The organism is Photobacterium sp. ABD4_091 (genome assembly GCF_056160145.1).
Map to the genome: position 1 here is coordinate 2,768,579 of NZ_JBSWWQ010000001.1, position 25,111 is coordinate 2,793,689.

The 25,111-nt window shown below is 47.9% G+C and carries 22 protein-coding genes; 10 read left to right on the forward strand and 12 right to left on the reverse strand.

Translation table 11 applies throughout. The features are described 5' to 3' along the window. Positions 1-5: 5 nt before the first annotated feature. On the reverse strand, positions 6-2,204 hold the full coding sequence (gene yccS, locus ACXAGQ_RS12765; protein ID WP_475254200.1) for a YccS family putative transporter: 2,199 nt from the start codon (positions 2,202-2,204) through the stop codon (positions 6-8). 401 nt (positions 2,205-2,605) lie between these two features. Here yccS and helD point away from each other — a divergent pair, with 401 nt between their 5' ends. The 6 genes from helD to ACXAGQ_RS12795 all read left to right on the forward strand — a co-directional run bounded on the left by helD (position 2,606) and on the right by ACXAGQ_RS12795 (position 9,639). Further along, positions 2,606-4,693: a DNA helicase IV gene (gene helD, locus ACXAGQ_RS12770; protein ID WP_475254201.1), complete on the forward strand. Its 2,088-nt coding sequence runs from the start codon at positions 2,606-2,608 to the stop codon at positions 4,691-4,693. Positions 4,694-5,435: 742 nt separating this feature from the next. Then, a complete protein-coding gene (locus tag ACXAGQ_RS12775; protein WP_475254202.1) occupies positions 5,436-5,699 on the forward strand; it encodes a hypothetical protein in 264 nt (87 codons plus the stop codon). 106 nt (positions 5,700-5,805) lie between these two features. Continuing rightward, positions 5,806-6,822 (forward strand): efflux RND transporter periplasmic adaptor subunit, encoded by a 1,017-nt coding sequence (locus ACXAGQ_RS12780; protein ID WP_475254203.1) that lies wholly within the window; start codon positions 5,806-5,808, stop codon positions 6,820-6,822. Between the two features lie 12 nt (positions 6,823-6,834). Next, positions 6,835-8,064, forward strand: coding sequence for an ABC transporter permease (locus ACXAGQ_RS12785; RefSeq protein ID WP_475254205.1), 1,230 nt, complete (start codon positions 6,835-6,837; stop codon positions 8,062-8,064). Between the two features lie 10 nt (positions 8,065-8,074). Beyond that, a complete protein-coding gene (locus tag ACXAGQ_RS12790) occupies positions 8,075-8,755 on the forward strand; it encodes an ABC transporter ATP-binding protein (RefSeq protein ID WP_475254206.1) in 681 nt (226 codons plus the stop codon). Between the two features lie 107 nt (positions 8,756-8,862). Next, entirely contained in the window at positions 8,863-9,639 is a 777-nt protein-coding gene (locus ACXAGQ_RS12795; RefSeq protein WP_475254208.1) for a ribonuclease H1 domain-containing protein, read from the forward strand. A 74-nt stretch (positions 9,640-9,713) separates the two neighbouring features. On the opposite strand, the gene ACXAGQ_RS12800 is transcribed toward ACXAGQ_RS12795, so the two are convergent. Continuing rightward, a complete protein-coding gene (locus tag ACXAGQ_RS12800; protein ID WP_475254209.1) occupies positions 9,714-9,953 on the reverse strand; it encodes an RNA recognition motif domain-containing protein in 240 nt (79 codons plus the stop codon). Between the two features lie 253 nt (positions 9,954-10,206). Here ACXAGQ_RS12800 and ACXAGQ_RS12805 point away from each other — a divergent pair, with 253 nt between their 5' ends. Beyond that, the gene (locus ACXAGQ_RS12805; RefSeq protein ID WP_475254210.1) at positions 10,207-10,785 is read left to right on the forward strand and encodes a hypothetical protein; all 579 of its coding nucleotides are present in this window, start codon (positions 10,207-10,209) and stop codon (positions 10,783-10,785) included. Positions 10,786-10,848: 63 nt separating this feature from the next. Here the strand turns inward: ACXAGQ_RS12805 and ACXAGQ_RS12810 are convergent, their stop codons facing one another. Beyond that, entirely contained in the window at positions 10,849-11,724 is an 876-nt protein-coding gene (locus ACXAGQ_RS12810) for a radical SAM protein (RefSeq protein WP_475254212.1), read from the reverse strand. 225 nt (positions 11,725-11,949) lie between these two features. On the opposite strand from ACXAGQ_RS12810, the gene ACXAGQ_RS12815 reads away from it, so the two are divergent. Together ACXAGQ_RS12815 and ACXAGQ_RS12820 are read left to right on the forward strand one after the other, a co-directional pair. Beyond that, positions 11,950-12,939 carry a zinc-dependent alcohol dehydrogenase family protein gene (locus ACXAGQ_RS12815; protein ID WP_475254213.1) on the forward strand — a complete coding sequence of 330 codons (990 nt, stop codon included), beginning with the start codon at positions 11,950-11,952 and terminating at the stop codon, positions 12,937-12,939. A gap of 135 nt (positions 12,940-13,074) precedes the next feature. Next, a complete protein-coding gene (locus ACXAGQ_RS12820; RefSeq protein WP_475254215.1) occupies positions 13,075-14,439 on the forward strand; it encodes an MATE family efflux transporter in 1,365 nt (454 codons plus the stop codon). Positions 14,440-14,462: 23 nt separating this feature from the next. On the opposite strand, the gene ACXAGQ_RS12825 is transcribed toward ACXAGQ_RS12820, so the two are convergent. Then, on the reverse strand, positions 14,463-15,008 hold the full coding sequence (locus ACXAGQ_RS12825) for a hypothetical protein (protein ID WP_475254216.1): 546 nt from the start codon (positions 15,006-15,008) through the stop codon (positions 14,463-14,465). A gap of 304 nt (positions 15,009-15,312) precedes the next feature. On the opposite strand from ACXAGQ_RS12825, the gene ACXAGQ_RS12830 reads away from it, so the two are divergent. After that, positions 15,313-16,221, forward strand: coding sequence for a LysR family transcriptional regulator (locus ACXAGQ_RS12830; protein WP_475254218.1), 909 nt, complete (start codon positions 15,313-15,315; stop codon positions 16,219-16,221). A 66-nt stretch (positions 16,222-16,287) separates the two neighbouring features. Here ACXAGQ_RS12830 and ACXAGQ_RS12835 read toward each other — a convergent pair whose 3' ends face one another. The 8 genes from ACXAGQ_RS12835 to torT form a co-directional block, all read right to left on the reverse strand. Beyond that, positions 16,288-17,775 carry a ferredoxin reductase family protein gene (locus tag ACXAGQ_RS12835; protein WP_475254220.1) on the reverse strand — a complete coding sequence of 496 codons (1,488 nt, stop codon included), beginning with the start codon at positions 17,773-17,775 and terminating at the stop codon, positions 16,288-16,290. A 282-nt stretch (positions 17,776-18,057) separates the two neighbouring features. Then, positions 18,058-19,473, reverse strand: a complete 1,416-nt coding sequence (locus ACXAGQ_RS12840; protein WP_475254221.1) for an MATE family efflux transporter — start codon at positions 19,471-19,473, stop codon at positions 18,058-18,060. 165 nt (positions 19,474-19,638) lie between these two features. Continuing rightward, positions 19,639-20,070 carry an EamA family transporter gene (locus ACXAGQ_RS12845; protein WP_475254222.1) on the reverse strand — a complete coding sequence of 144 codons (432 nt, stop codon included), beginning with the start codon at positions 20,068-20,070 and terminating at the stop codon, positions 19,639-19,641. Between the two features lie 44 nt (positions 20,071-20,114). Further along, positions 20,115-21,302, reverse strand: coding sequence for a multidrug effflux MFS transporter (locus tag ACXAGQ_RS12850; protein ID WP_475254223.1), 1,188 nt, complete (start codon positions 21,300-21,302; stop codon positions 20,115-20,117). After that, a complete protein-coding gene (locus ACXAGQ_RS12855; RefSeq protein ID WP_475254224.1) occupies positions 21,299-21,946 on the reverse strand; it encodes a recombinase family protein in 648 nt (215 codons plus the stop codon). The genes ACXAGQ_RS12850 and ACXAGQ_RS12855 overlap by 4 nt, the downstream gene beginning before the upstream one ends. A 104-nt stretch (positions 21,947-22,050) precedes the next feature. Continuing rightward, positions 22,051-23,031, reverse strand: coding sequence for a zinc-binding dehydrogenase (locus ACXAGQ_RS12860; protein WP_475254225.1), 981 nt, complete (start codon positions 23,029-23,031; stop codon positions 22,051-22,053). Between the two features lie 198 nt (positions 23,032-23,229). Continuing rightward, on the reverse strand, positions 23,230-23,688 hold the full coding sequence (locus ACXAGQ_RS12865; RefSeq protein WP_475254226.1) for a methylglyoxal synthase: 459 nt from the start codon (positions 23,686-23,688) through the stop codon (positions 23,230-23,232). A gap of 292 nt (positions 23,689-23,980) precedes the next feature. Beyond that, positions 23,981-25,051 (reverse strand): TMAO reductase system periplasmic protein TorT, encoded by a 1,071-nt coding sequence (torT, locus tag ACXAGQ_RS12870; protein ID WP_475254228.1) that lies wholly within the window; start codon positions 25,049-25,051, stop codon positions 23,981-23,983. Positions 25,052-25,111: the final 60 nt, after the last annotated feature.

A 25,111-nucleotide genomic window follows, 5' to 3' on the forward strand; every position in this document is an offset into this window, starting at 1 on the left:
ACTATTTACGCGGCTTTTTCATTGTCAGCCTGAGACGACTCGTTCGTCCTCGCTGCCAGCTTGTTGGCCAGTGAGTGAAGCTCAGGCAGCATGCGTTGGATCAGGTGCAATTGCTGCAGTACCATCCGGGCAGAGGTTGAATCCTCATCGCGCCATAGCGATAGGCGCTGATCCAGCTCGCTATCCGATTCCGGTGCCTGGGCACAGTGGTTGCCTGCCAACTGAGCCGCCAAGCAGTCCAAATGCTGGTGGATTTGCCGATGGGCTTGCGAGACCAAGTGGTGCGTACTTTCATCTTCCAATTGGGTACGGTGGGCTCCGAGCGCTGAGATATAACTTAGCATGGCGTGGTTGAGTGTCAGGAAGCGGAAGCTCTCATCTGTTGCCATGCGGTAGCGCCCGGGCTCCAGCAGCATGTTGCTGATCGCCGTACTGAGCTGGGCATCGGTATTGTGGGCATCACGGCGGGCAATGCGGTAATTCAAGCTGTCTTTCTTACCAATTCGATACTGACCAATAATTTGCGCCAGGTAGTCTCGGTTGGTTTCGACTGCGGTTGCCATTACTTTGTGCAGTCGACGGGCTTGCCAATCCGGCAAGATAAAGCTCACCGCCAATACCGCAAGCAAGCAGCCCAGCAGCGTATCACCGAGACGAGGCAATACGACTGCAAAGCCTTCGCCAAGCTGGTTGAAGCAAAACAGCACCAACAAGGTGATAAACATGGTGGCCACGCCATAGTTGGCGGTACGGAAGGCAAAGAACATCACACCGGTGAACACCATCAATACTAGTTGGCCTTCCTGTCCAGGGAACAGGTACAGCAATGGCATACCAATCAGCAAACCGGCCAAGGTGCCAATGACACGCTGTTTTAGCCTTTGTCGGGTTGCACTATAGTTAGGCTGGCAGACAAAGAGGGTGGTCAGCAATATCCAGTATCCGCGCTCTAAATCGAGGCCGAGAATGATGCCGTAACCCACGGTAAGGGCAATTGCCATTCGCAATGCATGACGGAAAAGCATCGAGCTTGGGTCAAGCTGGGCACGGATACGCTGCCAGCGCTCTTTCATGCTGCGCGCTTCGTTATCTGATAGCTCATTATCACGGGTGCTGTCTGTGGTCGAGACATCCGGGTTGCTGACGTTCGATAGCTGGCGTTCTACCGTGGCAAGGTTGTTGAACAGGTACTCCAGCTGGTTGATGAACACCCGGCGCCGAGGGGCATTTTGGGCTTTAAGGTATAGCAAAGATTCTTGCAGTTCATCCAAGGCTTTGACGCTTTCGATACCATGGCTATAAGGTTTTCCCATCGCCAAGGCGTGGGAGATTTCACGGCAGGCTTTGGCTTGCTGGGTAAGCAAGCGCTGGAAACGGAACAGGACATCACTGCGCTGGAATTCCGCAGCCAAGTCTTGGTAGCGGTAGTGGGAAGAGCTGGCACGCTCGTGGATATCCTGCACCAAGAAATAGATCTTGAGGAATTTATCGCCGGTTTCATTTGGGTGGCCGCGGCGGGCACGGTGGAGCAAGGTCGCCTTGGCATCATTTAACGCACTAACCACTTTGGCATTCTTGGTTGCCGCTTGCAGCCTGAGTGGTTGTGGAACTAAATCAGCAACAGGTTCGAAGAGTTGGCTTTTGCTATCGAGGTAGCAGGCTAGCTCGGTAAAGACTTTTGACAGGCTTTGCTGAACCGGTTGGTTAGGCCACAAAATCTGCCAGCTCAGTGACAGCAGGCCATACCAAGTTGCGCCACCGAGCAGCAGCATCGGCTGGTACCATAAATTCGTGCTTTGATCGGCTCCCAGCATTGTGTAAACCGCTAGTAGCAATGAAGCAAAAGCGATGCTAGCGTATCGCGCCCCCATTGAGCCCAGCATGATAAAACCAAAGGTGGAGGTAAATAGCCCGATAGCAAATAGCGGCGGGTAGGGGAACAAGATCTCTATAGAGAAAGAAGCCAGAACAAAACAAAGCAAAGTAGTAATTAAGGCTTTGATGCGTCCGGTTAAATTATCATCGGTTTCAGCCAGTGCCGAGGCAATGATCCCCAGTACTAAAGGAGTGACTTCAGAAGTAGCTTCTAGATACCAACAGGGGAGAGCAACCCCAACGAGGGCGATAAGCACACGTATGCTGTAGTTAATCCGGTCGTTTGCCCAGTAACGACGCAAGGTCAATTGTAAGCGGCTATTTGTCATTGTTTTTATGGTCTTCCTAGTGAAGCGCTAAAGATAGCAAACTTCAGTTCTCAAGCGGTATAAATCCCTATAAAAAATACTGTTATGAAGTGCGTATTGCTGTTCCTCGCTTAAATTTTGTTCGAGGAAAGCACTATATCCATCAGTGATCAACAGCCGCGAACTTAAACCTCAGCTTGTATAAATACCCGTCAAAACACTGGAAATTTCGCCTTTAAAGGCCTGAACACCTTAATTTTTGGCAGAAATTTTACGCAAAAGATTTTTTGGACGCTAGGGTATATCTATAGAACTTGGTACTCTAAGTCCAAGTCGTTTTTTCGTTAATAGGCTACACAATGTCTAATAACGCGCGCAAAAGCTAGCGTAGTAGCAGAAGTAAGTTGAGTGTTGGTGACAGAATGCGTTTGACAGCAGGGTGGTTGGCCCAATGGCTCGCCCAAGGTGATTATTGCAGTATTGCTCTTGGTGACAATTGTTTGGTGCTTGATAGCCAGACAGAAACAGAAGAAATTCCCTTTGATGAATGGGATGGCGCGATAGATGTTCATCGCGGCGTGTTATGGGGTAGTTTTGAACTGACCTCTGCTGATCAGGAATATTGCTGGACGGTACATGGTTTGCCTTGGCAGCAATGTAAGGCGTTTGCCAATATGTTGCTTGAAGCTTACCGTAACTGGGCACAAGGCCGAGTAGAAAAGCTTGATAAGCTGCTGCCAGAAATGCTCGGGCGTATTGATAGTTATGCCGAAGCAGAGGGCTATCTGCGCGAATCGTCCCACCGCCAACTGTACCGTTATCTTGAGAACGCTTTGGCTTCGACTGGGCTGACCCGTGAACTGGCAGGATCTTTCCGTCCATTGGCGTTCGAGAAGGTCGAGCCTTGGCTTGAAGGCAACGAAGAGTGGGTGGAAGAAGCCAATAGCCAATGGCTGGAAAAAGAAACCGAGAAGTGGTCATCGTGGTTCGATAAGTTTGAATCCTCGCCGTTGAACCCTTCACAGCGTGAAGCTGTCTTGATCAACCAAGACCATAACTTGGTACTGGCTGGTGCTGGTACCGGTAAAACCAGCGTATTGGTCGCCCGTGCCGCCTACTTGATTGCTAACCAGCAATGCCAGCCAGAAGAAATCCTGATGCTGGCCTTTGGCCGCAAAGCCGCTGAAGAGATGAGTGAGCGCTTGGCGGCGAAAGTCAGCGACCGGATAAAGGTGGCGACCTTCCACAGCTTGGGCACCCAAATCATCAAGGCGGTAGAGAGCGAGATGCCGAGTGTATCCCCTGTCACTCTGGATGAGAAGGAACGTGCCAAATGGATTGCGCAGGTGCTGACCGAGCAATGGGAAACCGCCGCGTCTGCCAAACGCTGGCAGAAACACCTGACCCAATGGCGTATTCCTGGCTTCAAAGCTGAAAACTCAATGGAAAAGCAGGCCAAGAGCGAACAGCTGGCAGCTTGGGTATGGCGACATATAGAATTGATCGGCCAGCGTGGCGCGAACAAGTCACAGTTGGTTGAAAGTATTGAAAAGCACGAGAATGAATCGGCTCGTGCCCGGATGAAAAGTGAGCTGGCTCTGTTGTGGCCTTGTTACCGTGCGTATGAGCAGTACCTAAAAGCCAACAAGCAGATTGACTTCAATACCATGATCCAAAGGGCAACGGAATACGTCAAAGAGGGCAAGTTCACGCCGCCGTGGCAGTTTGTCATGGTTGACGAATACCAAGATATCTCCCCGCACCGTTTGGCGCTTATCGAAGCGCTTTGCCATGCCAGTGAGAAAGACAACAGGCCAACCTTGTTTGCTGTGGGTGATGACTGGCAGGCAATCTATCGCTTCGCGGGTGCAGATGTGAACCTGACGACCGGTTTCGAGCAGCGCTTCGGTGCTAGCCACATTACTGAGCTAGATACTACGTATCGCTTTAACAGCATGATTGGTGAAGTCGCCAATGCCTTTATTCAGCAGAACCCGAACCAGCTGAAAAAAGATCTCACCAGTTTCAAGAAACAGAAGCGAAAAGCGGTGACCTTGCTGTGCCAGGATTTGATTGATCAGGAATTGGCGCAACTTGCCTCGCAGCAAAAAGGCGAAGTGACCACCTTGCTGCTGGGGCGCAACAATAACCAGCGCCCTGAGAAGCTCAAGCAATGGCAGGAAAAATGGCCGCACCTAGGCATTAACTTTATGACCTGCCATGCCAGTAAAGGCCGAGAAGCCGACTTTGTGTTTGTGCTTGATGTGAACCGTGGTGTATTCCCAGCGCCAGACCGCGATACTGGCTTGGCAGCTTGCCTTCAGGCGCGAGGCGAAAGCTTTACCGATGCCGAAGAGCGCCGCCTGTTCTATGTTGCCCTTACCCGAGCTAAGAAGCATGTCTGGGTGTGTGCCGAGCCTGAAAAGCCCTCAACGTTCGTTAATGAACTGATTGATGACGGGTATCCGGTGATGAACAAGATCAAGCGGGTGAAAACGAAGCAGAAATAACCTGTCATCTCTATTCAGGAATAACTAAGTAGGCCAGCTCTTTGAGTTGGCCTTTATTTTTGCAGACTAAGAGCTGGCTTCACTGTTACTGAAGTGTTTTTTCTGTTACGAATGATATGTATTTAAGTCGTTGGCCTACCCACACTAATTAGCATTTCATAGCACCTAACGGTAAGTCTAATTGGAAGGTGATAACTTTAAATTGAACGATATTAGCTATTTATTCTCATTATTGTTCTATATCTATCTTGTTAGACGTATCATGAGACTGTCTGACATATTTGTACTTTAAAGATTATTTTGTCATTTTAATGTGTTTAATGATTGTTTCTTATCAAAATAAATAATGATGCTTATTAAATGATGATAAAAAAGTTATATTAATTCTGTCTCGTGAGAACTTGTCCTATTTTTGTTTTTATGCTCCTGTCCTTTTGGTTAATACCTTATGCTTAGTCAGGTTTTTATTTGGTAATTGATGTTGTTTTATGGTTAATACTTTATGGTTATGATGGCCTGAAATAGATTTATTTTATTGATTTATTATTCTTTATTTTGCTGTGTGTATTTAAGGTGTTGTAATTTATGGTTTTTTAATTGGTGGTCTCAATGTTGGGATTGCTATTTGCCATATTTCTTTGCGTATTTTTCAGCGTCTACCTATAAATATTACCGTGCCTAAGGGAATAGACACACCCTTACAGGAGTAACATCGGTTATAGTTATTTAGGATACTATCCCAATGAATATTAAATTAGTTGGCATTTTCACTGCTTTTGCACTGGCAGCCGCATCAACAGGTGCTCACGCATACAATTCTAAATCCTATTACAAACATGACTATAAGTCAGAATACAAGTATGACTACAAGTACAAAAAAGAGTACAAGAAGACATACAAGAAAAAAGCCAAGAAGCCTAAGAAAGTCTGTAAATCGAGCAAGAAATACTACGGCTCCAAGAAGTACAGCTCCAAGAAATGTTATTACAAGGCATATGGTAGTTAATTAAATTTAAGCTAGCGGTAGCTACTTGAGCTGCCGCTGGCTCGCTTTATTTTACCCATATGGACTGTAGAAATTATATGACTTGTCATTTGGAGTTATATCTTTGATGTTTTCTTCTTACTGGTATCGCACTTTTCTTATCATCCCTTTGCTTCTAGCGTGCAATGATTCCTATGAAGAGGTCGAATATTCCCCTTCGGTTATCTCTGAGCAAGATGAAGCGCCTATGTCTGAGCATTTGTCTGAGCATGTGCCTGCCTATGAGCACGACTACCTGGTGGTTGCATCGGGGACACTGAAACCTGTCGGTGAAGTCGAAGTTGGTTCTGAAGTGTCAGGCACCATAATTGAGTTATTGGTTGATTTTAATGATGTTGTTCAGAAAGGGCAGCCGATTGCCAAGATAGACCCTAAGTTCTTTGAAGCGCAAATTCGCCAAGCAGAAGCGGCATTGCTTAACGCAAAAGCCTTGGTGGCAATGAAGAAAGCGTCTTTGCGCCAAGCGGTACGCTCTTTGAAGCGGATCAAGACCCTGAACAAGCGCAAGGCAGTATCAGAAAATAGCTTGGAAGAAGCAGAGACGAATGTTTGGGTGGCAGAGGCGGAATTGGAGCAAGCCAAGGCCGTTGTTATCAGTCACCAGGCTGAGCTAGAAGAGGCTAAAGTCACACTGTCCCGAACAGAAATCCTTGCCCCTATCGATGGGATTGTTTTGTCACGAGAGGTGATGAGTGGTCAAACCGTCGCTGCCAGCCTTGAAGCACCGAGGTTATTCAAGATAGCTCATACCCTGGATGAAATGGAGATACACGCAAGGATAGATGAAGCAGATATAGGCCAGATCCGTACTGGGCAAGAAGCCGAATTTACTGTGCCGGCATATGGCGACCAGCGCTTTACCGCCAAGGTTGAACAAATTCGGGTTGCGCCTTTAGTCGTTGACAATGTTGTTACTTACACTGTTGTGTTGTCAGTAGAAAACAATGGGGATCCGTTATTGCCGGGGATGACAGCGGTGGTTGAGATTGCCACTGATGAGACATCTGAGACAACCAATGCCAGTTACACTTCACGCATTGAGGAGTCAATGACTTCAAAGCCAGCGACGCTGAATGAAAATTAGGTTTTGGTTGCTATGAGTTATTGGTTGTATTTAACGAATGCCCTGAGAATTATCTACCGCCACCGGCTTCGCAGTGCCCTGACTATCTTGGGCATTATGATTGGTGTTACTGCGGTGGTAACCGTTATTGGTGTCGGTGCCGGTAGCCAGCACCAAGTTTTACAGCAAGTCGAAAGCCTGGGGGCCGACTTGCTGTTTATCGAACCCGATGCAATGCAAAGCGGGGGAGTGCAGATGGAGGGGAACTCATCGACGCTCACAATCGAAGATGTCATTGCAATACGAAATACTGTCCCTAATGTTGTGGCTACGTCTCCATCTGTGTATGCCGAAGGGCGGGTTATATATGGGGCGCGAAATTGGATCAGCCAGATACATGGTACGACTCAAGACTATTTATCATTGAGAAAGTGGGAAATCGCCAAAGGCCGGATGTTTAACGACTATGAAGAGAGCCGCGCCAAAAAAGTTGCGGTGCTGGGTGTGAGTGTAGAAAAAGCCCTGTTCAAGGGTGAGAGTGCCATCGGTAAAACAATCCGGATCGGTAAAACCCCATTTAAAGTTGTCGGTGTGTTGAATCGAAAAGGGCAGTCACCCGGTGGGTTTGATCAAGATGACCGAGTGCTGATCCCTCTGTCGACGGCTAAACTGCGTATTATCGGCTTGAGCCAAACTCGCCCGGGTAGCATTCATTACGCCCATATCCGCATCGCTGACCAAAGTAAAATCGGCGAGAGCATTGCTCATATCCAACAACTTTTACGCCAACAACACCGGTTACCTGCGCATAAGCCTGATGATTTCGTTATCAATGATTTAACCGAGCTGCAGGAGAGCATGGCAGATGCAACCCGCTCCATGACCTTTTGGCTAGCCGCAGTTGCTGCTGTGTCTCTTGTTGTAGGAGGGATCAGTATTATGAATGTGATGCTGGTGGCGGTTCGTGAGCGAACGGAAGAAATTGGCCTGCGGCGCGCTGTTGGAGCCACCCATAAAGACATCCGTAATCAGTTTATGATTGAGGCAACGTGCCTGACGACCCTTGGCGGTCTGTCTGGCTTGGCATTGGGTGCGGTGCTGGTGTTTGTGGTGGCAAAAGTGCGTGACTTCCCTGTGATGATCACGTTAGATGCCATTGTTCTAGCTTTAGGATCAGCGTGCTTGGTGGGGCTATTGTCAGGGCTCTATCCTGCCTTGGTTGCCTCCCGCCTTGACCCTATACGGGCATTGAAACGGGAATAAGGAGGACTCTATGGGAGATAACATGTCGTCATTGGTCCAACTGGATACCGTTAGCCGTGTATATGCCATGGGTAGTAGTGATGTCGTTGCCCTGCGGTCAATTTCTTTGGATATTCACTCAGGGGAATACATCGCGATCACAGGTACCTCAGGGTCAGGAAAATCAACCTTGTTGCAGATTATTGGTTGCCTCGATACACCTTCGACTGGGCGGTATGTACTCAATGGTACTCGGGTCGATGCCCTGTCTGATTTTGCTCTTTCCCACGTCCGAAATTTTCAAATTGGCTTCGTTTTCCAGGCTTTCCATTTGCTGCCGCAATTCAACGTTTGTGAAAACATAGAGTTGCCTCTGTTATACCGCAAACTCTCGAGGCAGCAGCGCGAAAGCAAGGTAAATGAAGCCTTGGGCAAGGTCGGGTTATCGAAACGGGGCTTGCACAAGCCCCATGAGCTATCCGGCGGTGAGCGGCAAAGGGTGGCGATTGCGCGGGCCTTGGTTGGCTCTCCCTACCTTTTGCTCGCGGATGAGCCGACGGGTAACTTAGATCAGAGAACAGGCGATGAGATCATGCAGATTATTGAAAAGCTCAATAATGAAGGTGTAACGGTCGTTATGGTGACGCATGATCTAGAAAAAGCGGGACGGGCACAGCGTCAGATAGAGATGAAGGATGGCCAGATACTCTGATTTGACTAAACGGCCATATGGAGTGTCGATGTAAGGTTCTCGATGAAATATACTTTGTGTTGTTCGCACAATTACTATTCGAGAATCTTGTTAAGGAGATCATTGGCTTGGCTAAAAAGTATTATGTCGTTTGGAAAGGTCGGAAAACGGGGATTTTTACGTCCTGGGCTGAGTGTAAAGCACAAGTTGATAAATTTGCAGGTGCCAAATACAAGTCATTCCCAACACAAGAAGAAGCAGAGAGCGCATTTGGCAACCAGAATTCCGGCGGGAAAGACGCCAAGAAGCTAGGCAGCATTAAAACGGCCACTAAGGCAAGTAAACCTAAGAAAGCACCGCTTACCCAAGCTCAAATTGATGACATGCCTTTTGAAATTAAGATTTTCACAGATGGTGCCAGTGATCCCAATCCTGGCGAAGCCGGTTCAGGGCTCGCGGTTTATGAAAGCAATGCTCTGACCGAATTGTGGTATGGCATCTATCAATCACTGGGTACCAATAATACCGCAGAGTTAAATGGCCTTAATCAGGCTTTTTTGATCGCCAAAGAGAAACTGGCCAAGGGTTATACCGTTGCAATTTATTGTGATTCTACCTATGCGATACAGTGTATTACCCAATGGGCAAAAGGCTGGAAAGCGAAAGGGTGGGTGAAATCTGGTGGTGAAATTAAAAACCTCGACCTGATCAAATCAATGTATGCACTTTACCAAGAGATTGAAAAGGCAGTGGTGATTCACCATGTGAATGGGCACGTTGGCATCGAGGGGAATGAGTTGGCTGACCGGATGTCGATAGTCGCGATTGATGCACAGGAAGAAGGCTTGAGCTTGTACCGAGAAACCTCTGATATATCAAAAATCCTCGCCTTGCGGGCAGGCTAGTCAGCGTTTGCTCCATAAAGAAAAAAGCCAGCGTGGGGTTCACACACGCTGGCTGTTCAGAAATAGGCGCCGAATTAGCTTTCAGCTCTCTTAACTCTGATCTTGCTCTTAGCGAAACTGGTCAGGTTAAGGGCGGCAACGGCTGCTTTTGCTTCATCGTCATTTGGCATTTCAACAAATGCGAACCCTTTCGACTTGCCTGTTTCTTGGTCTAGTACAAGCGTACACTCTGCAACAGCACCATGGGTTGAAAATAGTGCACGAATTTCATGCTCTGCTGTGGTACGAGCTAGGTTACGAACTAAAAGTTTCATAATTATCCATCTGGATTATAAGTTACGTGCGGATTGTCGCAGGTATGCTGATGTAAACCAAGAAATGATTACATTATTTTAGTGAAAATGCCCAGAATAATGTATTTACTTATTTTTAATATGGTTAATTTTAAAGATTAGTACCTTGTTAAAAAGAAACTTTGTGATTTTAAAATAAGCAGAAATATTCTGGCTTATTATGAAAAGACGAAATCAGATAAATACAATTAAATAGACATCTTGGAGTAATAGCATGAGATATAAACTATCTAACATAAGACATTTAGCGTTGCTCTTATCTTTATCTATGGTTTCTTTTTCTGCAGCTGCTTTTAATAATAGTTTTGAGAAATTTGATAAATATCATGATTATAGCAATGGCTGTACGGTTAATGGTGTCTCTAAGGTACTTAAAAACTGTTCATTACCTTACTTTGTTCATCTTGATGATGGGGAAGAGGTTACGTTGGCAACGAATGGGCCTTTAAAGCTCTTTGCTCGTTGCTCTTTGAACACCTTCAACGAAGAGGAGCAAGAGTTAGTGGATCAAGTTGAGGTCCTTGTAACTAGCTCTGTTGACGGTTGGCTTGAAGAAGATAATGAAAGTACTATTCAAACCGCCGGTGAAGAAATCAGAGTGATGCGTGAAAAAGGTGATCTTGGTGAAGAGCGCTATGACAATGATATTGATGAGGGGTCAGCAATAGCACCTGGTGGTTATTACATTGGCTTTGATGGGGAATCAACGGGGCTCGGATTAAATATAATGGGACATGACTGTACATTAGTGGGTTCCGTCATTCTTATGAAGCAAGTGCAAAAACATTACTGAACATATGAAAGAGCAAAACCGCGAGTTCCATTGGAATGGAACTCGCGGCTAGAAATTATAAAGTTACCAGGCAAATGTCTGAATCACGTTTTGCTTGGTAATTGGGTTATGGGCAATATCTTGGTTTATTTTATCCAAGAATGGTTGCTTTGCTGCTGGCAGCATCCCACGCATCGGTGAGATGTTGTTGCCGTGGTCGCCCCAGTAGTAGCATGGGAAATCTTCCAAATTCTCCAGCAGGTACTTCTCTTCTTCCAATATTTGCAGCGGAGTCGGCAGGGTAAATTTACCACGGTGGATCTCCCTTTCAAGCTCCGAGCCGGGTTGTACCGCCAGTGCCATTGGCGCTATCGCATCCGGCTGCATGATATTGAGCAAGCTGGTAGTGTTAACCGCATGCTCAACCGAGCGCTCCTTGCCTCCGAGCCCGAAGATGAATGACGCCAGCACCTTGATATCCGCCTCTCGTGCCATCTCCATGCCTTCGATAGCATGCTCTCGGGTCATACGCTTCTTGATCTTCTCAAGCACCACAGGATCACCAGACTCCAAGCCGGAATACGCCATGCTCAGGCCCGCTGATTTCATCTCTTTTAACTCGCTGATACTCTTGCGGCGGAAATCATTGAAGCCAGAGTAGAGCGAGATGTTCTTGATCTCCGGGAATGTCGCTTTGATTTTGTCCAAAATCTTGAGCAGCATTTCAGTCCGGATTGCCATCACATTACCGTCAACAAGGAATATTGATTCTACGTGTGGGTAGATCCGGCGGGCTTCCTCTATATCACGGAAGATACCTTCAATATCCCTGACCTTGAACCGCTTATCGTCGAACATGGTACAGAAGGTACATTGGTTGTTACTGCAACCCAGCGTGGTTTGGATTAATACGCTCTCGGCCTCCATCCAAGGGCGATAAATTTTACCTTCGTAGTGCATAAGGCACTCCTTGAAACGAATCGGAATTGATGTGGTGCATTCTAGCGGGGGGAGAAGACATTGATAATTCGCCCAGCTGTGAAATCAGTCTTAATGCAAAATTAATAATGGCGGGATTATTAAGAAAATCTTAAAACTCATTCGCTATGAAGCGGAATTATCATTTGCCCAGTGCCGAATATACTTATCACCATCTATTACGCATTCAATAAAGAGGTTGTTCCCATGAAAGCAATGGTTATTCGTGAATTTGGTGGTGTTGAAGGTTTCGAGCAAGCTGAATTGGCTAAGCCTCAAGTTAAAGCAGGGCATGTTTTGGTGCGTATTGCTTCAACCAGCGTCAATACCATCGACATGATGATCCGTGAAATGGGTGAGGGCCTGCCGTTTTCACCGCAAGCACCTGCTGTCTTGGGGATGGACTTTGCCGGCGTTGTGGAAGCTGTTGGAGAAGGTGTCACTGAATATCAGGTTGGCGATGAAGTTTTCGGTTGTGCAGGTGGTCTGGGCGATCTGCCGGGTACGCTAGCTGAGTATATTCTGGCGGATGCCAATCTGGTTGCCCACAAACCAAAGAACTTGTCGATGACTGAAGCTGCTGCGCTACCTTTGGTGGGCATTACTGCTTTTGAAGGCCTCCAGCGAGCAGGTATCGCGCAAGGGCAGAAAGTATTGGTGCACGGTGCCGCTGGTGGTGTCGGTCACGTGGCTGTTCAACTTGCCCGTCACTTCGGCGCTGATGTCTACGGTACAGGTAGTGCCGGTGAGCAGGCTGAGTTGATTGCAAGCCTAGGTGCGACAGCGATTGATTTCAAAGCAGAGTCGGTTGCTGACTATGTGGTTAAGCATACCGATGGTGAAGGCTTCGATGTGATTTTCGATGCAGTAGGCGGTGCCAACCTCAACAATTCAATTGAAGCTGCAAAGCTTAACGGTCAGATTGCTACAACCTTGTCATTCCTTGAGCTGGATTTGTCGATGGTTCACATGAAAGGGTTATCACTGCACGTTGTCTTTATGCTGATCCCGATGATCCATAACAAGGGCCGTGAAGAGCACGGTAAAATCTTGGAAGCCTTGGCGAAAATTGCCGAAGCCGGAGAGCTAAAACCTGTTCTGGATAGCCAGCGTTTTGCGCTAAGCGAAGTGGCCGATGCCCATAACCGCCTAGCGAGTGGCCAGGCGATGGGCAAGGTGATGATTGATATCGCCTAAGGCTGCATTGTTAAGTTGCTATTCTTTAGCCGCTTATATTTAACAGCTCATATATCAATTACTGTGAAAGGCTCGCCATAAGGGGAGCCTTTTCTTTTCCGTATTTTATCTTTTCCGCAGAAAGAGGCCGCAGATATGTTGTCTGTCACACCGACTCTGAAATTAATCATAAGCAGGACGCTTCCCCTAACCCTTGGGTTGTTTGCCATTATGTTGGTTCAGTTGGTGGACTCGGTATTTATCGGGCTGCTTGGGCTCAATGAACTGGCGGTGCATGGTATGACGCTGCCCTTTCAGACTGTGTTTGTCGGGTTTCAGGTAGGCGTTGGTGTCGCGGCAACATCGATCATAGCCAGGGCTTTGGGAGCAAAGCGAAGGGAAAAAGCCGCCCTGGTAGCAACCGTATCTGTCATTTTTGGCCTGTCGTTGATTGCGTTAGTCTGTGTATCTTTCTGGTTTTTCCGGGATGCGGCTGTATCAGTTTATATTGCTGATGATACGTCACTCGAGCAAGCGAATATTCTTCAGGGGCTTTTCAACAATTACTGGCCAGTATGGCTGCTGAGTGCATTTGCCGTTGCCGCGTTGTATTTGGCAACATGTGTCTACCGCTCATACGGTGACAGCAAAATGACAGGAACTATGTTTGTTATCGCCAGTCTGATCAACTTAGTGCTCGACCCGCTACTGATGTTTACATTGGATATGGGGATCGCAGGGGCAGCCATGGCGACCACATTGGGTTATGGCAGTACAGCGATCTATATGTACGTAAAAGCCAGAGGTAAAGCTTGGTTTTTGCCTTTCAATTTCAATGGTACTGCATGGCGCGTATTGCGCGAATTAGCCAGTACAGCGGTAATGACCACGGCAAACCAGATCTTACCTGCAGTCAGTGCATTCTTGGTCATGTTGCTTATTGCCAAAAACGGCACTGACACATTGGCTTTCTGGAGCTTGCTAATCCGTTTCGAAAGTTTTGCGATTGTCTTTACCCTGGCATTGACCATGTCTGTTCCTCCATTGATTGGTCGCTACCTCGGAGCAGGCCGTTGGGATCAAATATCAGATTTATTGCTGACGACAGCCAAGTTCTTAGTGCTGTTTCATTTGGTGGTTGCTTGCCTGCTGGTGTTGGTTTCTCCCATGGTGATCCCGCTGCTTAGCCAGCAGGCCAACATCCAATCGTGGTTTGAAGTTGCTTTGGTCGTGTTGCCATTTAGCTATGGGCCACTAGGGCTTTGCATGGTGGTAGTTTCAGCCTTCAATGCGCTAGGGTTGGCAAAGCGAGCGTTGCTGGTGACATGTATTCGGTTATTTGTATTGTTTGTACCAGCGATTGGGCTCGGGGTAATAAGTGGCAGTGTGAGCTATATCGTTTTTGCAGCCGCAATTGCCAATGTGTTGGCGGGGGCTATGGCTTGTGTTCTCGTTTGGAAAACATTGTCGATACAAAGCCCTAATCCTGTTACGTTAAATAACCATATTATTGCCAACTAAATTTTCTGAGCAATAGTGATTCGTTATTTTAATATCGAGTTACTTAAGCTCAAGCGAAAGAAATAGGTCTCAACATCGAGATCATCAAACCTTGGAATATAGATAAAGTCTGCAGCCAACCCAAACTTCGGAAATGGTTTGACTTGAATGTATGGAATAGCAATAACGTTGGTATCCATGTAAATCCCATCAGACTGGCCAGTACTTCGATCGACATAGTTAAATCCTCGTCGCTCTACGACAACCATTAACTGTGCACTGACCCGATCACGAAACAGCTCAGGCTCATACCTTATACCGGCACCAACTTGAACCATTCTTTGGCTAAAGGAGTCTGTCATTGTCCATGCCCCGGCAACAGGGGTAAATGATGTACTTGTAGGAAAAAATACCTCTAGACCAATACCATTATGCTCTTCATTATATTCATAGGTATCTGCTGCGTATGATTCGCCGTGATAACTCCACCCACCAAATTTAAATTCATACTCTGCACTATAAGCTGATGGTATTAATACGAGCACCATTAATGAAGTAATGATTAGCGTATTTATGTTTTTGAACTGCATCCTTTGCACCTAATGGTTATTTTTTAACAGTATGAAAAATAATAAATTTCTTGATATTAATAATTCTTCTTGTTTATGAAGAGCTGGAAAAAATAATAATAGGAAGGATTGTTATTTTCACATGTTGCGAAAGTGAGATTCTCAGGGAATTAGTCGCATATTGTGAGAATAAGGAAAAATCATCAAAAATTGGAAGTGGCTTACAAATGAGAAATAGCCAAGGTGAGATCGTCGCTTTGCTCGCTTCCATGAAGGTTGATTCTTGCGATAAACTTATAAAACTTCAAACCTTTGGCGATTTGCAATGAATATTGAACACCTGAGGCTTTTTGTTAGGGTGGCCTCTACCCATAATATCAGTCAGGCTGGGCAGGAGCTCGGCTTGTCCCCTCCGGTTGCCAGTATGCACATCAGCAAGCTTGAAGAGAGCCTGGGGGCACGGTTGGTTCATCGTACCACCCGAAAGGTGTCACTGACTGAAGAAGGCATGGCATTTCTTCCCCATGCTGAAGAAGTACTGCAAAGTGTCGATGCAGCTCGGGCCTCTGTGGGAAGTGCGGCAGGGGGGCTGCCGCAGGGTACACTGCGTATTACCGCACCGGCCTCATTTGGCAGAATGCATCTTATCCCGGCACTTAAAGGGTTTTTAGCCCAATATCCTGAACTTTCGGTCGATATCCGCCTGACTGACTCGATTATTGATCTGGTAGAAGGTGGCTTTGATGTCGCTATCAGAAATGCCGAGCTGCAGGACTCGACTTTGATCGCACGTAAGCTGGCCGTTGATAAGCGCATCATGTGCGCCTCGCCGGACTATATTTCTGCTTACGGCAAGCCTTCCTCGCCGCAGGATCTCAAAAATCATTTGTGCATTAACCATGCTGGACTCGAAGGCTGGCGTTTTGCTACCCCAGATGGTGTGCAGAACATCAAGGTTAAAGGCAATATCAGGGTTGACCATGGAGAAGCAGTACGTGATGCCAGCGTGAATGGGATGGGCATTGCGATGTGCGCGACCTGGATTGCCTACGAGCACCTAAAACGCGGTGAATTGGTTCAAGTACTCGAAGACTATCCGCTGGTGGATGAAGCGGCGCTTTGGGCTATATACCCAAGTTCGCGGCTACTTGCGCCAAAAGTGCGGGCATTTGTCGACTATTTCGCCCAGCACTTCGGCGCACCACCTTATTGGGATCTCGAGTTGGGCTGCTAGGGCAAAGGCGCTCTAATTACCTTTACCTTTACCTTTACCTTTACCTTTACTTAGCTTGCCTGCGGGCTAGCGAAAATTAAACAGCTCTGTATGGAAGTGCTTCATATCAAATTGCAACTCTTTTAGCTGCCGTGTTATCGCGTTACCAAATGCCGAAGGGCCACAAAACCAAACACTGCTGTTTTGCAGATTGTTAGCACGCTGTTTAATGTCAGCGACAGTCAAAAATCGGTTCAATCGATTATCGATGACATGAAACTCAACATTGGTCCCATAGGTTGCTGATTCTAAGTCCCGAATAAGCTGTGGTGATGGGTTTTCGGTACAGTAATAGAAAAGGATCGGCTCAGGGCTGTCGAGCTGTTTCAACTCTTCTAATCTTGCTTTGAATGCCGCGCAGCCAATGCCTCCAGCAACCCAGATTTGTGGCTTGTTGTCATTGAAATCAAAGTGCCCATAGGGGCCTTCCACTGTTACCTTCTCGCCTATTTCCAATCGTTGGTGGATCGTCGAGGTGAAGTCACCCAAGGCTTTTACTAAGAATTGGACACTTGTTCTATTTTCTTGGTTATTGCCTTTGCTGCAGCCTGCCGCAGTAATAGTAAATGGGTGCGGCTCTTCTCCGGCTAGGGTTAAAAAAGCAAACTGCCCTGAGCTGTGGCCGGGCCATTTTGGCACGTTGATATCGATAAAGGTGGTGTTATTCAGCTCATCAAAGTGAAAGCCTTTGATGGTTCCTTGGTATTGCTGCCGTTTACCAATGAGGCCGAAGAGGCTGAATAGGGCGCTGATTACCCCTATTGTTACGGTACCAATGACGATAGGGGTGATTAGGTTATCCCAATACGCGTGCTTCAGTAATACCACCGAATGATAGGCAATAAACAGAAAAGCCACAGCCATCAGCTTATGGATAAACTTGAACCGTTTGTATTTGATCGGGGCAAAAAGCGCAACCAAGGTCAGTGCGATAAATAGGTAAAGCGTCCATTCACCAATGGATTCTGCGCCTCCTCGGAGGCTGTGAATGGTGGCGTAGAAAGAACCTGGGTCAATCGAAGCGTTTGGCTTTGATCCTCGCTCCATTAGGCCGTAACGAACCAATTGCTTTGGAACGATAGCAAGCAGCCAGTGAATGGCACCAAATACGACGGCGTAAATACCGAGCCATTTATGCAAGCGGTACGATTTATCGAGGCCGGAAGTCAGTCGCTCAACAAATGGCAGGCGCAAGGCAAGTACCATGACCAGCGTTAATAGTAATGTTGAGATGATCCCTGTTAGCTGGATAAGAGAGCTTCGCCATTGCATAAAGGTGGCGTTATCGAGCAAGTTAGGCTCAGCCCCTAGCCAGATTAGGGCACATAGGAAGACAAGTCCTATCGAGGTGATATAGAGTTTTTTCATAATATACCCAAGTAACTTCAAGGTGCTAGGTTCAGCGATATTTACTTGGTTGATAGGCAAGGCGGTGATTTGTAGTTCTAGTGGTTCTAAATCAAAAATCGCCAACACAGCATAGCGGCCAAGTAAACTCGCCCTTTGGGAGCTCATCAATATGCCCATTTCTGTGTCAAACAACCTCGAAATAGGCTGGCTATTCCATTCGGTTATTTTCCTTGAACTGACCACATTGATGAGGCTCTGAATCCTGCAGCTTGAGGTCACTTGGGTATATAAGCTCCGTTGAGCTTATATATTACTGCGCTGAATGTAACGGGGTGCCAATATAAGTAAAGGTGTGTAAAGCGTGTTCAGGCAGGGTGTGTAGCCTTCCACTAAATCATCGGTAAGATGGCATTAGAGGAAGGCATTGCATCACTAGCTTGCTGCTAATTAGGCAGTTTGTGGTTGATGGCAATTATCAGCAGTCTGGCTACGAATCACATAGCGCAGTCGCAGCAGCATAAACATTGCCGCAACGGTCAGGCCGGTAACAATACCCACCCAGAAGCCGGTTTCACCCATGGCCGGAACGACCATATCTGTCAGACCCATCACCATGCCCAAAGGCAGTGCCAGTCCCCAGTAGGCAGTGATCGCCAGGATCATCGGGATCTTGGTATCTTTATATCCGCGAAGCGCACCATTGGCAGAGGTTTGCAGTGCGTCGCTGAACTGGTATACCGCGGTATAGATCAGTAGCGTCGCAGCGGTGGCACTCACGACAGGATCGGTGGTGTACAAACGGATGATCCAATCAGGGAATAGCAGGAAGAAACTGATAGATACCAGAGATAGCAAGCCGGCAACAGTAATGCCGAATAGGCTGCGCTCTTTGGCACCTTGTTGGTTTTTAGCCCCAAGCGCATGGCCGACACGGATAGTGATTCCGAAAGACAGGCTCATCGGGATCATGTAGGTCATGCTGGAAATATTGAGGGCAATCTGCGCCGCAGCAACATTTTCGGCACCGATACGGCCAATCAGCAAGGCGATAACCGCAAAGATGCTGCCGCATACTGCGATATTCATACCGATAGGCACACCCAGTTTTAGCAGGTGCAGGCAATCATTAACCCGAGGTTTGATATCCGCGAAGTGGATGATTTTCTTGTAGTGGTGGTGACCCTTGATATAAGAGTACAACAGCCCGGACATTACCCAGTAGACGATACTGGTTGCCCAGCCACAGCCGACAGCACCAAGGGCAGGGAAACCAAACTTACCGTAAATCAGTACATAGTTGATTGGAATGTTCATCAATAGCCCGATTACCGAAACCAGCATAGGTGCACGGGTATTGTTCATTCCTTCGCAGAAGCCATTTAGGGTGTAGAACAGCGCGATCCCCGGTACACCGAAAGCGAGGGCGAGCACATAGTCACCCGCAATCGGAATGATCTCTGGCGCAACACCGATGGCACTGAGGATATTGCCTCCCTGCGACAGGTAGACAATGAGCAAACTGCTGACCAGCGCAGCAACCCAGATCATCTGGATAAACTCGATACGTACTTTGTCGAGCTTGTTGGCACCACGGTGGAATGCCACCACTGGGGTCAGCGCCATAATGATACCGCGAAGTAGCAGCGAAACAGGTAGCCACAGGCTGGTGCCCAATGCGATAGCAGCTAGGTCGGCGGCACTGACCTGGCCTGCCATGGTGGTATCGACAAAGCCCATCGCCTGAGTGGCAAGCTGGGTCATAATAATTGGAATCGACAGGTGTAATAACGAGCCGGACTCACGGGTAAAACGGGAAAAAAGTGACGTGCTTGGTTGAGCACGATTTACGGTTTGATTTTGCATGGGGTAATAGATAACACCTATATAAATGCACCAGTGGAAGCAGGATGGCAGGTGTGCATTTTAGGGTGTGCCTTTCGAGGCGGGGGGAATATATCCAGCCTGTGCATAAAGTGCAAGGCTGGATATGTAAGTGGTTGTTGTTTGTTGGCAGTTGGCCGTAAAGGACTAACCTTGCCAAGCCACCAAGATAACGCCAAGGGTAATGAGTGCAACACCCATCCAGTTTACTGAGCTGAGGTTTTCGCTTAGGAACAGCACACCAAATACAGCAACCAGTACCACACTGAGTTTATCGACCGGTGCGACCTGCGAAGCTTGACCATAGCTCATGGCACGGAAGTAACAAAGCCATGAGGCTCCGGTTGCCAATCCGGATAGCACCAAGAACACCAAGCCTTTGGTGGATATGGCATCGAGCGATTGGAATTGCTTGGTAAAGAAAGCAATACCGCCAACCATGACTAAAATGACGCAGGTACGGATAAACGTAGCGAAATCCGAGTTGATATTGCTGACGCCCAGTTTGGTGAGAATCGCAGTCAAAGAAGCGAAAACTGCGGACAAGATAGCCCAAAATAGCCAAGATGTTTGCAACATGTTTTTCTCTTTAATCTAGAGTGGTTGTGAATTTATGTTTTGGGCTAAGCAGTTTGCACCTGCGGTTCTACCTTGAAGCCGCGGACAATATTGCTCAGGGTGATCAAGGCGAACACCACAATGACGATAGATAAATGCCATGGCTGGCTAAGGCCTAGCTTCACCAATCCCATACTGAAAATCGACGAGGCGATCATCTGCCCGCCGCCCGACATAGCCGCAGCCGCGCCAGCTTGTTTCTTGTAAGGCTGCATCACCATAGCCTGTGAGCAAGGCAAGGCAATCCCGTTCCCCAGGATCATCAAAAATTGGCCCAGCATTAGGTACAGCGGCTCAACCGGGCAAAAAAACAGCCACAGTGCTGCAAAGCTATGTAGTACTGGGGTGAAGAACAGCATTTTTTGGGTGCCGATTTTCGGCCGGACTCGGTTGGTCAGGGTGGTACCAACCAGCATACCCAGCGCCGGGATCAGCGCCCACATCGCGTATTCGTCGGAAGTCATACCGATTTGGTTCTGCATGATGAAAGGCATGACAGAAACCGTCGTGATCATCAGGCTGAAGTTAAGCCAACCGATACTGGCAAAACTCATGAAATAGCTCGAGGTGAGCAGTTGCCAATACTGCTGGGCCATCTTTTTCGGTGATGGCACTTTCGAGGTTTGCGCCACGGTTTCCTTGAAACGCAAAGCGATCACCAGCCAGACAAGGGTGACATAGCCCAGCAGGGAGGTGAAAACCATGGTCCAGCCGAAGTGGAAGTTAATAAAACCACCAAGCACCGGTGCCATCAGGGGTGTCAGGGAGGCAGCCATGGCGATATAGGACATGGCTAGCGGTAGTTCAGCACCGCTGAACCGGTCGCGGGTCGAAGCCCTTGCAAGAACTGCGCAGCAACCTGTGCCTAATCCTTGAAGAAAGCGACCCATTACCATACCGGTAAAGGAATCACTCAGGGTAATGATCATGACAAGGCCGGATAGGGCAATCAGCAACCCTGTCATCAAGACTTTTTTACGTCCCAGAGCATCAGATATCGGGCCATAAAGGAACTGCGATGGGCCAAAGCCAAGGAGGTAGATGCTGACCAAAAGCTGTGCCTGGTCGAGTGAAATATCAAAGTCTTTGGCAATCCAAGGCAAGGAAGGAAAGACCAAACCCATGCTCAACTGGCCGACACTGATGATCAGGCATACTAGCCCGAGGGCTTTCCAGAAATTACGGTCGGTCATGACTGATTGTTATCCTTGTGGCGTTTACAAGTATGCCGGGTACGCAATGCGCCTTCATCATCGAACTGGCTTAATTTACTTTTCACCCGCTTGACGGTGGAAATGCTGACATCACAAGTGTCGGCAACATGCTGCAACTTGTGGCCTTCAAGCAACATGGCGGCAATTTCTTGGTGTTTTTCACGGTCGGCAGGGCGGCCACGGAATTTCTGCTGCCATAGCTCAGGGTTATCCTTCATCGCTTTACGGCTGTGTTCGGCTGCCAGCAGCCTTTTGCGGGTTTGCACATTGCCATAACCGCTTAGAAGTGAAAGCAGCACGCGACTTGATTCTGAGCTGGGTTCAAACGCCAGTGGCTCAGAGAGCGTATTTAACGTGACCCCTTTTTCGAGAAGGGCCGAGACAGTGGCTTGAACCCTATTGAAGTCATGGCTGAAAGCGGTTAGCCACCAAACCCATACCACATCGTCTTCAGTGAGAGTGTCGAACAAGTGGCGAAAGCCTTCTCTTGCCATTGGCTCGACATCACCGCGCACACGATCCTGTACCTGTTCAGCGTTTGGCTCAGCAGCCAGCAAAGCGTCAATCTGTTGCTGATGTTCAGTATTTCTGGGAGAGAATCGTGAATAGATATATTTCGCCATAAAGCAAAAATTAGCTCACTTGATGTAATGGCTCATAAATATACATTGAGTGGTTCATAAACACAATGAATAGAACCTATAAGGGCTCTATTCATTGTTGAGGCTCAGCTTACTTGCATGACTAATTTGCCGCTATGTTGCTGTTCATTCAGGTGCTTGAGAGCTTCGGGAAGCTGGTCGAAGCGATAGGCATGGTCGACCATGGGGTCGAGTTTTCCTTCGCCCACCAAGTTTGCTAGCTGGTTGCCGATATCAGCAAGGTGATGGATGTGCTCGATATGACCATGGGAATAGGTGCCGTGCAGGGCAACTTCATGGAGGCTAAGGGCTTTGGTTGTTGCTAGTAGCGGTACTTGATTGAACTGATCGGCAATCATCACGATATGGCCGTTGTAGCGAACCAGGGCACTCATCGTACTGCCAGACTTGGCCGATACACAGTCGATAACGCCGTGTACCAGTTTGTCCTCGGTATATTCGATGAGCCGCATGGCAATGTTTTCAGTATGTGGGTCAATCACTTCATCCGCACCATAGGAAAGAAGGCGTTGATGATGCTGCCCGTCCGCAATGGCATAGACGGTAGCACCGGCAAGCTTAGCCAGTTGGGTAGCAAAGCCGCCCACGCCGCCTCCGGCACCGGTGATAGCGATGCTCTGGCCTGCTTCGAGGCGAAGTTTATCGTGGATGGCAATCCAGGCCGAGTAACCGGCACAGGGTAGTGCCGCAGCTTGGGTAAAGCTGACATTGTCGGGCAAGCGGCTGACGGCATAAGCTTTAGCCTTGGCAACCTGGGCAAACCCTCCGCCATCTCGGGGATCAAGGAATGCCATCACCCGATCCCCCGGTTGGAAATGGTGAACGCCTGCGCCGACTTTGGTTATTGTACCGGCAATATCAAGCCCGATGATCTGCGGGTAATCCCAGGTGGCATAACCCCAGTGGGCAAGCTTGTAGTCGATAGGGTTCAGGCCGACGGCTTCTACTTGGATGCAGACATCTTCGCTTGAAGGGGTCGGTTGGGTTGCCGTTGTCAGTACCAATTGGTCGATACCTTCCGGCTGGTTCAATTTCCATGCTTTCATTGGCCACCACTACGCTTCTGATTATTTTATTTATGCTTTTTACTTTCTACTCATTAACCTTAAACCAAATTTATTATTTTTGGCTGATTGAAAGGGCCGGAAGATCTTTATGAAGCGCGGTATCGCGAGGGTATGGTTAAAATAAAAACGCCTCTTGAGTAAGAGGCGTTTTTTGTATTTCGAGTTTTTGCTGTCTGATTAGCCTAGGCGTTCAGTCAGGTAGGCATCGTAATCTGGAATTTCAATTTCTACTTTCTCTGCCAGCCTTGGTGATGAAATCATAAAGTTCGCACTGGCACGGTTGGTGGCAACCGGGATATTCCATACTGCCGAGATACGAAGCAGGGCTTTTACATCCGGGTCGTGCGGTACCGCATTAAGTGGATCCCAGAAGAAAATCATCATATCGATTTTGCCTTCGGAAATCAGAGCACCAAGCTGCTGATCGCCACCCATAGGGCCGCTTAGTAGACAGTTCACTTCAAGACCCGATTCCCGCGCAATCATATGACCTGTTGTGCCAGTGGCATACAAGACATGATTTTTTAACTTGTCTTTATGTTCGTTCACCCAGCGTAGCAGGTGGGTTTTGCAGTTATCGTGGGCGACAAGCGCGATATGTTTGGTTTCTTCCATTGTTCGGGTTGTTACGTGCATCTATTACTCCACAGAGACAAAATTGACAACAGCTGTCGCACAGAGTTTATGTTCTAAATGTGACAACCGTGTGGTGTTATCTGTATATCTATATCGCCATATGTAATGGATTGCACTTGGCGAGGTCAAAGCAGGTGCAACTCAATTTCGAGGCATCAAGTATAAGTACCAGAGCTTGCAGAGGAAGTACAAAGAAATCTTTCCAATTCATTGGTTAGATAACAGAATTCTACGAAGTGGGGCCAGCCTGCGCTGGCCCACGATTACTAATGCAACAACTTGAGTAACAATGTCAGGGGGCTTCCACTCGAAAAACCGGGCGAAATTCCGCTGGGGAAAGCGACTCGGCAATAGCATCGCTGTCCAGGTTCTCTGGTGTTAGCACGGCAAGGATAGGAGCCAGATCTTTCTTCAAAGGCTTGCCTTCCAGATACCTGACTGCTTGATCAACAGATAGCATGGCTTGCTGGGCCATTTTATCGGTTGGTGCAAAGAGGATCTTGCCGCGCAGTAGGCCGCGGTAAACACCATGACTGAGGTAAGTCGATAATATTTTGGTCTCACCGTTCAGGTGGTTGGCCCGGAGCTCACTGATCGCGACTTCTGCCGCAACAGCACCACCGACGATATAGTCGAAATGCTGCTCGGTCGCTAGCAGTTGCTGGATCAAATTGCGTTGTAATTCCTTGCTGTGATCTGCCCACATCGTGGTGACAATATTGATATCGCTATTTTCCGTTGCATCATAAAAGCCTTGCACCACCGGTTTGGTTCCGCCCCGCTTTTGCGGGCCAGGCAACAAGGCAACGTTGATCGTGCCGCTGCCTTTGGGGTGGCGCTTGGCGAGGAACTTGCCGGTTTGGAAACCCATTTGGTACCAGTCAACACCGACCCTGGCGATGACATTGTTATGGCTGTCTTGGTTACTGGTATCAAGGTAGTTGATGGTTGCAAATACCGGGATGTCATCCGTTAGTTGGGTCAAGATGTTTTCGTAGGCGAGGCTATCGACAGTGCCTAGGATAATGGCATCGGCATTCCAAGTTTTGCAGTCGGCAAGCTGGCTTTGCTGTTTTTCGAGATTCGGGTAGCCGCCAGCTTCCAGTACTTTAAGCTCGACACCGAGTCTTTGGGCATGTTCAACCATGCCGTAGTTGACGGATAGCCAGTAGGAGTCTTTGAGGTGAGGGTAAACCGCACAAAGCTTCCAAGGCTGGGTAGCCTTCTCCAATGGTTGGTACTGAATATTTGCCGCTTGTTTATTCGCCTCGAAAGGCGGGGTATAGGCGATAATGTCCACCGCATAGGCAGCTTGGCTCAACCCGGCGAGAGCCAGAAGTGTTATCGTTATTTTTTTTATCATGTTCAACCGTCTTAGCCAATCAGTGCAGGACATTGTTGTGGTTAATAACCAATTACTTAT